This is a genomic window from Okeania sp., assembly GCF_983059655.1.
The window spans coordinates 9762-18604 of record NZ_CEZPJD010000001.1; the positions used below are offsets into that span (position 1 = coordinate 9762).

Consider the following 8843-nt stretch of genomic DNA (forward strand, 5'->3'; position numbering starts at 1 on the left):
AGGGAGTAGGGGAATGGGGGAGTAGAGGAGTAGGGAGTTGCATAAATGCACTTGAGATTTTAATAGTCTTGTGGAATGGGCATCTTGCCCGTTCCCGTTCCCTATTCCCTATTCCCTCCAGGGCTGTTTCATTCTAAATTTTGGCGTTTCTCTCAAACTCTGATGGGGAGACAGTTATGGGCAGTTCTACTTCATTTGGGCGAAAAGTCCACTTTTAATCATAAATTAAATGCTTCCATCCCCGTGTCTTCGTGTCTATCGAGAATGAAACAGCTCTGCTATTCCCTCTTTTCTGGAGATGTCTAATTACCACCAAAAGTAGGAATTGAATCAGAAGGAGGAGCTGTCATTATTGATGAATTATAGGGATTAACTAAATCAGGAGTTCTAATAACTGGTGTACTAGAAAACTGTCGCCTTTGTTCCTCTATATAAAGCTGATTAATTAGGCGTAAGTCGTCAGAAATAGCTTCATCGGGAAACCTTACAATACCGAAATAACGACCTATTTGGTTCAACAACTCTGTTTTGTCAAAAAAGTTACCAGAATATCTTTGACTTGCTTCGTTAAACTCTTCTGCAAAAGGTTGATATGTACGAACAGGAGATTTAGGGTCTCCCGCTTCAGCAATTTGGACAGATGTTAGAGTCGCGATCGCTGAAAAAATCATTATGCCACTAAGGCTTTTCCAATTCATGGCCATAGTTTATTATTTATTGTAGGTTATTACTGCGAAATTGCTCGTATTATAGCAGTGAGATTATATAGCGCTACGCACAAGTCAGAAGTCAGAAGTCAGAAGTCAGAAGTTATCCCTGATTAACTTTGAGTATTTGTAAATGTTCGCGCCCTATTTGCGTAGTGCTATAAGGCAAAAAATTATATATATTAGTTTCGGGAGTTATGAAGTACAGAGATTAAAAATTGAATGAATGCAAGTGCGGGCAAGATGCCCGCTTCGGGGTATAGCTCACGCTTAGTATAATCTGCTGTATCTTGGAACTATTTTAATTATAACTACGCATTAAGGTTAGGACATTTTCTCATTTTGTTAGCGGAGCTTTTCCCCAACAAAAACCTTTTGACAGTCTACTGTTCCCTATTCCCTATTCCCTATTCCCTAGCGCATAGCGCCATAAAAGTATGACCAATCAAATTTCATCCTTAGCTACTTTCGATCTAACCACTATTAAACAAGAATTACTCGATTTGTTATGTAATTTAGCTTATCGCGAAGGAGATTTTGTCTTGTCTTCTGGACAACGTAGCTCCTATTACATCAATGGTAAATACGTTACTCTTCATCCCCAAGGTGCTTTAGCAACTGGACTATTATTCTTGTCCATGTTACCTGAAGATACTCAAGGTGTAGCAGGTTTAACTTTAGGTGCAGATCCAATAGTTACTGCTGTTAGTGTAGTCTCAGCTTATGAAAATCGTCCAATACCAGCTTTAATTATCCGAAAACAAGCTAAAGGACATGGCACAATGGCTTATATTGAAGGACCCTCACTAGAAGCTAATGCCAGAGTAGTTGTTTTGGAAGATGTTGTCACAACTGGAGCTTCAGCAATGCTAGCTGTTAATCGACTGCGAGAAGCAAGCTATCAAGTAGATCGGGTTTTTGCCCTTGTAGATAGAGAGCAAGGAGGTAGAGAGCTTTATCAAAAAGAAGGTCTTCAGTTTGAGTCAATATTTACTATATCAGAGCTACAAGAAAATCTGAAAAATATAGCGCTACGCACTAGGGAACAGGGAACAGGGAACAGGGAATAGCAAACTGTATAGCGCTGTGCGCAGGCAACAGGGAATAGGGAACCCACCCCTAACCCCTCCCAGGAGGGGAATAAATTGCGGACAATATAAGACTTTTAGCTATTTGGCCCCTACTGTAATTTGTAAATATATCAGCGCTCATTGCTATAAAAGGGTTTCCGGTGCGGAAATGCTACGCGTTGTCCTGCGGAATGTTACGCAGCAAAACAGGATTGAAAAATGTCCTAACCAATTCTTGTAATGCTATATTAGTCAGGAAAATGACGACTAAAGCAGATTATACAAATTCAGAATGGCAGTTATTGTTACAAGCAATTACTTTAGTTTCAATGATAATTATTGCCTCTGAATTTACACTTTTTTCGGCTGTTAAAGAAGTATTTACTTTTAACAAAGAAGTTAAACACGCTAAGTTAAATTATCAGGATAATCAACTGATTCAAAATTTGTTGGTAGATATTGCACAAAAAACTACTCAAATAAATGAGATAGAAAATGCAGTAAATTTTCCAGAATTTCTGGAAGATGCACAAGAAAAAATTAAAGCAGCAGTAGCGATCACTCATCTCAAAGCTACTCCGAAAGAAGCTCAAGAATACAAAGAATTTCTCTATGAAATAGCTACTCAAATAGCTAATGCTTCTGGAGAAGGAATATTTGGTACAGGACCTAAAATTAGTCAACAAGAAGCTATAGTTTTAGAAAGACTCAAAATGTTTCTTGAGCTGGATTAATAATGAATAATGAATAATGAATAATGAATAATGAATAATTAATTATTACCTTGTAGAACATCTAACAATTCTTCTAGCATTGCCTCACAGGAACGGGCAAGATGCCCATTCCACTTCCACAAAACTATGAAAATGCCAAGCGCATTTATGCAACGCCTAACTTTGAGTTACAACTTCCTTTTCCTTAGCCAAAAACTTCTCTAACTCTGTCAAAGCATCAGCATCAACCTTAGTCTGCATCGGACAGAATTTTGGTCCGCACATAGAACAAAATTCAGCAGTTTTATAAATATCCGCAGGCAAAGTTTCATCGTGATATTCTTTTGCTCTGTCTGGGTCTAAAGATAACTCAAATTGACGGTTCCAATCAAAATTATAACGAGCAGCAGAAAGTTCATCATCCCGGTCTCTGGCTCCCTGACGATGACGAGCAATATCCGCAGCATGGGCAGCAATTTTATAAGCAATTAACCCATTGCGCACATCCTCAGCATCAGGCAAACCTAAATGTTCTTTCGGAGTCACATAACATAACATTGCAGTACCATACCAACCTGCCATGGCTGCCCCAATAGCAGAAGTAATATGGTCATAACCAGGAGCAATATCTGTTACTAACGGACCCAAAACATAGAAAGGTGCTTCCGAACACTCTTCCATTTGTTTCTTAACATTAAATTCAATTTGATCCATCGGTACATGACCGGGACCTTCTACCATAACTTGGACATCATGTTCCCAAGCACGGCGAGTTAATTGACCTAATGTTTTTAGTTCTGCTAACTGCGCTTCATCAGAAGCATCGTGAGTACAACCAGGTCGCAAAGAATCTCCTAAACTGAAAGAAACATCGTATTTTTTGAAGATTTCAATGATGTCATCAAAGTGAGTGTAAAGAGGATTTTGTTTATGGTGGTGTAGCATCCACTTAGCAATAATTCCACCGCCACGGGAAACTATACCAGTGATACGACTTCTGACTAAAGGTAGATGTTCGATTAAAATTCCGGCATGGATAGTTTGATAATCTACCCCTTGTTGAGCGTGCTTTTCGATAATATGAAGAAAGTCGTCAGCAGTCAAATTTTCAATTCTGCCATGAACGCTTTCTACAGCTTGGTAAATAGGTACTGTACCGATAGGAACTGGTGAAGCGTTGATAATAGCAGTTCTAATTTCATCCAAATTACCGCCACCTGTAGATAAGTCCATAACGGTATCTGCACCGTATTTAATAGACAGTTTCAGTTTATCAACTTCCTTCTCAATATCGGAAGTGTTGGGAGAGGCACCAATATTAGCATTAACTTTACACCGAGAAGCAATGCCAATACACATCGGTTCTAGGTTAGTGTGGTTAATATTAGCAGGGATAATCATCCGTCCCTTTGCTACTTCTTCGCGGATTAACTCAGCAGGGAGATTTTCTCGTTGGGCCACAAAGTCCATTTCTTCGGTAATAATTCCCTGACGAGCATAGTGCATCTGAGAGACATTTTTGTGTCCACTACGCTTGGCAATCCATTCTGTCCGCATATATTCATTCCTTAAATAAACAGCTTCCCTCCGCTGGTATTAACCAGTCTCAGGTTCTAAGGGTATTTCTCAGCCTACTAATATTTAGGCACCCCTAGCTTAACTTTTCAATATAGCATTTTTTTGGGATCGAGGGAAAGTAAGTCAGAAGTCAAAAGTTAGAAGTCAAAAGTTATATTTGATGAGCTTAAGGTCCAGTAGGGTGAGTTAATGAATGATATTAGTAGACCACAAAGTAGGGACGTTGTATGCAATGTCTCTACCTGGTTAGCTGAAGAAAGAATTATTCCTTTTGCCGAGTGTTATTATCTTTTAGATTAAGAAATGAGAACTATGATAAAGTTAACGCTCGGTTAGAAAATGTTCTGAGTCAATGTCATTTCAGCTATCAGTCAAAATCAATTATTAGCAGGGGTAATTATTTCAGTATTTTGCCCCCCTAACCCCCCAACTTTGGGGGGGATGCGCGGGGGCGAGCGATGGTATCTTGAGCAATTAAACCTTCTACACTGTAGCCATCTTCTCCTTCAGACATAGGATAATATTCAACAATTACCCCAATACTACCTTTTTTGAGATTAAACTCAGGAATATCTTGAGTTAATTGGACTTGAGAAAATAGAGGAAATGTCATTTTTTATCTCTCCTGTGCAGGAAATAAAGTAACAAATTTAGTGATTTTTTCAGCCACTATCCAAATCGTTGACTTAATAAAAGTTGGTCGTAGAGGAGATAATTTAACGCCTCATCATATACCATCCAACGCTTACATGAAAGCTAAAATTAAAGGTTACACAACTAATCAAGGAATTGCTATCATGGTCGAACATTTATCACCTGGAAAAGGAGGTCGTCATCGTCAAACTTTATCCTATGGCAAAAGTCCAGACTTAACTCTTTCCCCTCGACAAACCTTAGCGCAAGAAGTTTGGGATATTCGCTCTATTTATCTTCTTCAAGGATTATATAATACAGATATTAGAAAGGGTCTGCAAAAACTTATTAAACTTAATAAAACAACTTGGTTAACATTTTTTGATAAAGGAGTTATAAGCTTATGAATTTAATAAAAATATTACAAGAAAATCGTTTAATGAAAACACCTCAAGAAATCAATATATTTGAGGAAACTTTAGAAAAAATTGCTAAAAATCCTAATGATGATAATTTAAAAGACTTACATCTTATCTTAGATGATAATTGTGAACATCCTGAAATTATGTTTACTTTAGTTCATTTTTTAGAATATTTTGACCTGCAAAAACAAATACAAGCTTTTATTGAAGTTATTCCTCAATTAATGAACGCTGCACCAGAATGGACAAAAATTATTCACTATCGAATCATTAATGATGAATCTGCTTGTAAAATTTATCAAAATAGTCTAGAATTAGCTAATCAAAAGACACCTCATTTTTTATATTAACTTTTACTAGAAATACTACCTTTTTTAAGATTAAACTCAGGAATATCTTGAATTAATTGAACTTGAGAAAATAGAATAAATTTCATTTTTTTATCTCTCCTGTGCAGAAAATAAAACAATAAACCTTGTATATTTTTCCGCAAAATTTGATGGGATTTTGGGTATTAGTAAAATCAAGCAATTAATTAATAATTTCATTGTACTCGTGATTATCATTTTCTGGTTGCTGTTTCATTAAGGCCAAAATTTCGTCTATTGGCGTTTTGTCTAACCACTGATGCCGTTCTTGGCTATAATCTCCCTGTCCAGAGCTATAGTATTGAAGAAATCGGATTGTATCAACAATTCCTAAAGAATTAATTAATGCTTCATATCCTTGTCTGATTATTTCTTGTTGAGTTTTAGTCATCATTATTATTCTCATTATATGTATATTCCATCAACCAACTTACAGGATTATCAACTGCTACATTAATAACTGATTGATTTTTTTGCGCTCTTTTAATTAGTCTATCATCTGTGGACAAAAATATGTCGGCACGACTGCGTTCAGCACTAGCAATATGGGCAGCATCGTAGCCAGAAAATCCTAATTTTATAAGTTCTACAGAACGCTTTTCTATAAATTGGCTACTTACTACTTTGATTTTAGCGATCGCTAGTATTGTCAAGACATTTTTCAGTCTTTCGAGGTTGGGTGTTTGAGCAATTTCCGTTTCTAAGGCAGCGCTAGTAATGAGTTTCCATTTTCCAGACTGGCATTGATTTAGAATGGTAAGAATTGCCTGAGTTTCCAAAGCAATGCGGGGCTGAGTTTGGTCATCAAATGGACGATTGAGACAGCAAGCATCTAAATAAATTCTGCACTTGTCACTCATATCAGCCGTATTTTCTTGCTTAAAAATATCATTTCTATTTTTTTTATCATCGACTTAAAAAGGTTTGTTTTTCTTGTATTTGTTCAACATTAATTAATTCAATTTGAGACTCAGCAACTTCTACTGTATCTTGAGCAATTAAACCTTCTACACTGTAGCCATCTTCTCCTTCAGACATAGGATAATATTCAACAATTACCCCAATACTACCTTTTTTGAGATTAAACTCAGGAATATCTTGAGTTAATTGGACTTGAGAAAATAGAGGAAATGTCATTTTTTATCTCTCCTGTGCAGGAAATAAAGTAACAAATTTAGTGATTTTTTCAGTCACTATCCAAATCGTTTTTATAGTTAAAATAAAACCATTAGGACAATTTAATGAACCAATAATCTGATATTTTTGCCCATATTTTGTTTTAAGGGTAGGTTGTGCTTCTAAAGTTAAGATTTGTTCTCGTAAATCCTTCTCTAATTGTTCCCAATTATCTAAAGTGTAACCTCCCTGAGCCAAATATTGAGATTTATCATCCTTGGGTAAAGCAATTAATAAATATTGCGTAAGTTTATTGGGAGAAATTATGGAATTCGGATTCAAATACATTTAACTAAATTCTAAAAACAAATTAGAGAAACTCACCTTACTATCAAACCATACAACTATCACTAAATATCATCATATATATTAGCATAAATAAAAAGCGATCGCTAAAATGTGTATTATCAGTCGGAGAACGCTGAGAGAATACTCGGAAAAAAATTCTAATGCTAAACCTGGACTTTTGCTATGGTATAACCGGGTATCAGATGAAGAGTTTAAAAACTTTAATGATTTACGGCAAATCTTTTCTTCAGCAGACTTAGTTGGCTATTTTACTATCTTTAACATTGGAGGAAATAATTACCGACTAATTACTTATATTGATTACGAATACAAAATAATTTTTATTTGTGCTGTACTAACGCACTCTGAATACGATAAGGAAAATTGGAAAAATGACGATTGGTTTCAAAACTCCTAACAATTATTATATAGAATTAATTACTACTTTCCCCCCTCGCCCTATAACTAACGAAGCTGAATTAATTGCTACTCAAAATCGGATTAATTCTATTTTAGACAAAGGTTCCCTCACAAAAGACGACCGCGATTATCTAAAAATATTAGGAATGTTAGTCTATGAATATGAAGAAAAACACGAACCAATTCCTACTATTCGTGGTGCATAACTCCTGAAAGCTTTATTAGAATAATCTCAGCTTTATCCTCAAGATTTAATTCCTATTTTGGGCAATGAATCTATTGTTTTAGAAGTTTTAAATGGAAATTACAAACTTTCAGAAAATCAAATTCAGGAGCTGGGTGATTTTTTCCATATTTCTCCTTCTTTATTTATAAATGAGGAATAGATATATGTTGAAAATTAGGGAAGTTCTATGGAACCTCCCTAATAAAAGTAAAGATTTGTCTCTACTACTTGAAAGATATCACCTTCTTACCTTATTTGGAAATTATCCTCAGTAATAGTAGGCGCACCGTCAAGGATAGCAAACTGAGTAGAATCATTACCTGTATTGTAGAACAGGCCACCAGACTCTTCACTGTAAACAATTAAAGCACTAGAACCATCTACATCATCATCGTCGGTGACTATGGCGAAATCACTATCAACGCTGAACCCAATTCCAGCAGCACTGTCAAGAGCAGTAAAGGTTGACTTATCTAAGAGGATAAGGTCGATCTCTTGAAATTCTAGAATAGTGTCAACACCAATATTCTCTGAATCAAATGCTCCATTAGTGTTGTAGATAAAACTGTCAATACTTGCACCACCAGTCATCGTGTCATCTCCAGCACCACCGTTGAAGCGATCGCGACCTTGACCACCATTTAGTATATCATCACCATCACCACCAAACAAGAAGTCAACACCAAGACGACCTTCTAGTGTATCATTTCCATCTTGCCCGTATAGGAAGTCATCGCCACGACTACCAATAATTTCATCGTCGCCAAAACTACCTGCTAAGGTATCCGCGCCATTCAAACCGACAATAGTATCGTCACCAGTACCACCACTGAGACGCTCTGCTTCAGCAGTACCTTCAATTTGCACACCGTCATCAATAGATACATCTTCAATAACTACTTCAGCTACTTGATTTTCTGAATCAACTATATAACCATCTTCTGGTTGCAACTCAATAGTTGTGGTTTCATCTCCTTCCTCCTCACTATCAAAAAGAGTTGTCCAGGTAACGGTTGCTGTAGTTGCTCCTTCATTGATCGTAATTGCTGAACGTGCGAGTTCGTCACCAACTGGGTCGAGTTCTTCTAGGTTAGAAGCATTGGTTAACTCAGGAGGAAAATCTATATCACCAAAAGCATCATCAGAATCTGTTTCTGACCAAATTACTCGTAAACCACCTTCTGGAGCAGGTACATTCAAGTTAAAAGTTAAAGAGTATTCTGCTCCATTTTCATCAACAGT

General features: G+C 36.4%; 14 protein-coding genes and 1 riboswitch. Of the genes, 6 read left to right on the plus strand and 8 right to left on the minus strand.

Annotated features, from left to right (window positions below; translation table 11 throughout):
* Positions 1-302: 302 nt before the first annotated feature.
* Entirely contained in the window at positions 303-704 is a 402-nt protein-coding gene (locus AC3DU7_RS00035) for a hypothetical protein (RefSeq protein ID WP_488037326.1), read from the minus strand.
* Positions 705-1144: 440 nt separating this feature from the next.
* Here AC3DU7_RS00035 and pyrE point away from each other — a divergent pair, with 440 nt between their 5' ends.
* Both pyrE and AC3DU7_RS00045 read left to right on the plus strand, forming a co-directional pair.
* Positions 1145-1777: an orotate phosphoribosyltransferase gene (gene pyrE / locus AC3DU7_RS00040; protein WP_488037327.1), complete on the plus strand. Its 633-nt coding sequence runs from the start codon at positions 1145-1147 to the stop codon at positions 1775-1777.
* Positions 1778-2037: 260 nt separating this feature from the next.
* On the plus strand, positions 2038-2511 hold the full coding sequence (locus AC3DU7_RS00045; protein ID WP_488037328.1) for a hypothetical protein: 474 nt from the start codon (positions 2038-2040) through the stop codon (positions 2509-2511).
* Between the two features lie 156 nt (positions 2512-2667).
* Here AC3DU7_RS00045 and thiC read toward each other — a convergent pair whose 3' ends face one another.
* Together thiC and AC3DU7_RS00055 are read right to left on the minus strand one after the other, a co-directional pair.
* Entirely contained in the window at positions 2668-4047 is a 1380-nt protein-coding gene (gene thiC, locus AC3DU7_RS00050; RefSeq protein ID WP_488037329.1) for a phosphomethylpyrimidine synthase, read from the minus strand.
* Positions 4048-4055: 8 nt separating this feature from the next.
* Positions 4056-4153, minus strand: a riboswitch (TPP riboswitch).
* 333 nt (positions 4154-4486) lie between these two features.
* A complete protein-coding gene (locus AC3DU7_RS00055) occupies positions 4487-4681 on the minus strand; it encodes a DUF4926 domain-containing protein (RefSeq protein WP_488037330.1) in 195 nt (64 codons plus the stop codon).
* Positions 4682-4721: 40 nt separating this feature from the next.
* Here AC3DU7_RS00055 and AC3DU7_RS00060 point away from each other — a divergent pair, with 40 nt between their 5' ends.
* Positions 4722-5108 carry a hypothetical protein gene (locus tag AC3DU7_RS00060; RefSeq protein WP_488037331.1) on the plus strand — a complete coding sequence of 129 codons (387 nt, stop codon included), beginning with the start codon at positions 4722-4724 and terminating at the stop codon, positions 5106-5108.
* Positions 5105-5473, plus strand: a complete 369-nt coding sequence (locus AC3DU7_RS00065) for an Imm30 family immunity protein (RefSeq protein WP_488037332.1) — start codon at positions 5105-5107, stop codon at positions 5471-5473. Before AC3DU7_RS00060 ends, AC3DU7_RS00065 begins: the two co-directional genes overlap by 4 nt.
* A 181-nt stretch (positions 5474-5654) precedes the next feature.
* Here the strand turns inward: AC3DU7_RS00065 and AC3DU7_RS00070 are convergent, their stop codons facing one another.
* Genes AC3DU7_RS00070 through AC3DU7_RS00085 form a run of 4 tightly spaced genes read right to left on the minus strand, consistent with a single transcriptional unit; the run spans position 5655 to position 6955 of the window.
* A complete protein-coding gene (locus tag AC3DU7_RS00070) occupies positions 5655-5885 on the minus strand; it encodes a hypothetical protein (protein ID WP_488037333.1) in 231 nt (76 codons plus the stop codon).
* Positions 5875-6351, minus strand: coding sequence for a PIN domain-containing protein (locus AC3DU7_RS00075; RefSeq protein WP_488037334.1), 477 nt, complete (start codon positions 6349-6351; stop codon positions 5875-5877). Before AC3DU7_RS00075 ends, AC3DU7_RS00070 begins: the two co-directional genes overlap by 11 nt.
* Positions 6352-6397: 46 nt before the next feature.
* A complete protein-coding gene (locus AC3DU7_RS00080; RefSeq protein WP_488037335.1) occupies positions 6398-6628 on the minus strand; it encodes a DUF4926 domain-containing protein in 231 nt (76 codons plus the stop codon).
* A gap of 3 nt (positions 6629-6631) precedes the next feature.
* The gene (locus tag AC3DU7_RS00085) at positions 6632-6955 is read right to left on the minus strand and encodes a DUF6883 domain-containing protein (protein ID WP_488037336.1); all 324 of its coding nucleotides are present in this window, start codon (positions 6953-6955) and stop codon (positions 6632-6634) included.
* Positions 6956-7064: 109 nt separating this feature from the next.
* Here AC3DU7_RS00085 and AC3DU7_RS00090 point away from each other — a divergent pair, with 109 nt between their 5' ends.
* Complete coding sequence (locus AC3DU7_RS00090) at positions 7065-7373, plus strand: type II toxin-antitoxin system HigB family toxin (RefSeq protein ID WP_488037337.1); 309 nt, start codon at positions 7065-7067, stop codon at positions 7371-7373.
* The gene (locus tag AC3DU7_RS00095; RefSeq protein ID WP_488037338.1) at positions 7348-7581 is read left to right on the plus strand and encodes a transcriptional regulator; all 234 of its coding nucleotides are present in this window, start codon (positions 7348-7350) and stop codon (positions 7579-7581) included. The genes AC3DU7_RS00090 and AC3DU7_RS00095 overlap by 26 nt, the downstream gene beginning before the upstream one ends.
* Before the next feature lie 266 nt (positions 7582-7847).
* On the opposite strand, the gene AC3DU7_RS00100 is transcribed toward AC3DU7_RS00095, so the two are convergent.
* A partial coding sequence (locus tag AC3DU7_RS00100) for a calcium-binding protein (protein ID WP_488037339.1) occupies positions 7848-8843 on the minus strand: 996 nt, incomplete at its 5' end.

Bases quoted from the DNA above. Each gene is read 5' to 3' on its own strand.
- AC3DU7_RS00035 (WP_488037326.1), bottom strand. From the start codon at position 704: ATGGCCATGAATTGGAAAAGCCTTAGTGGCATAATGATTTTTTCAGCG.
- pyrE (WP_488037327.1), top strand. From the start codon at position 1,145: ATGACCAATCAAATTTCATCCTTAGCTACTTTCGATCTAACCACTATT.
- AC3DU7_RS00045 (WP_488037328.1), top strand. From the start codon at position 2,038: ATGACGACTAAAGCAGATTATACAAATTCAGAATGGCAGTTATTGTTA.
- thiC (WP_488037329.1), bottom strand. From the start codon at position 4,047: ATGCGGACAGAATGGATTGCCAAGCGTAGTGGACACAAAAATGTCTCT.
- AC3DU7_RS00055 (WP_488037330.1), bottom strand. From the start codon at position 4,681: ATGACATTTCCTCTATTTTCTCAAGTCCAATTAACTCAAGATATTCCT.
- AC3DU7_RS00065 (WP_488037332.1), top strand. From the start codon at position 5,105: ATGAATTTAATAAAAATATTACAAGAAAATCGTTTAATGAAAACACCT.
- AC3DU7_RS00070 (WP_488037333.1), bottom strand. From the start codon at position 5,885: ATGATGACTAAAACTCAACAAGAAATAATCAGACAAGGATATGAAGCA.
- AC3DU7_RS00075 (WP_488037334.1), bottom strand. From the start codon at position 6,351: ATGAGTGACAAGTGCAGAATTTATTTAGATGCTTGCTGTCTCAATCGT.
- AC3DU7_RS00080 (WP_488037335.1), bottom strand. From the start codon at position 6,628: ATGACATTTCCTCTATTTTCTCAAGTCCAATTAACTCAAGATATTCCT.
- AC3DU7_RS00085 (WP_488037336.1), bottom strand. From the start codon at position 6,955: ATGTATTTGAATCCGAATTCCATAATTTCTCCCAATAAACTTACGCAA.
- AC3DU7_RS00090 (WP_488037337.1), top strand. From the start codon at position 7,065: ATGTGTATTATCAGTCGGAGAACGCTGAGAGAATACTCGGAAAAAAAT.
- AC3DU7_RS00095 (WP_488037338.1), top strand. From the start codon at position 7,348: ATGACGATTGGTTTCAAAACTCCTAACAATTATTATATAGAATTAATT.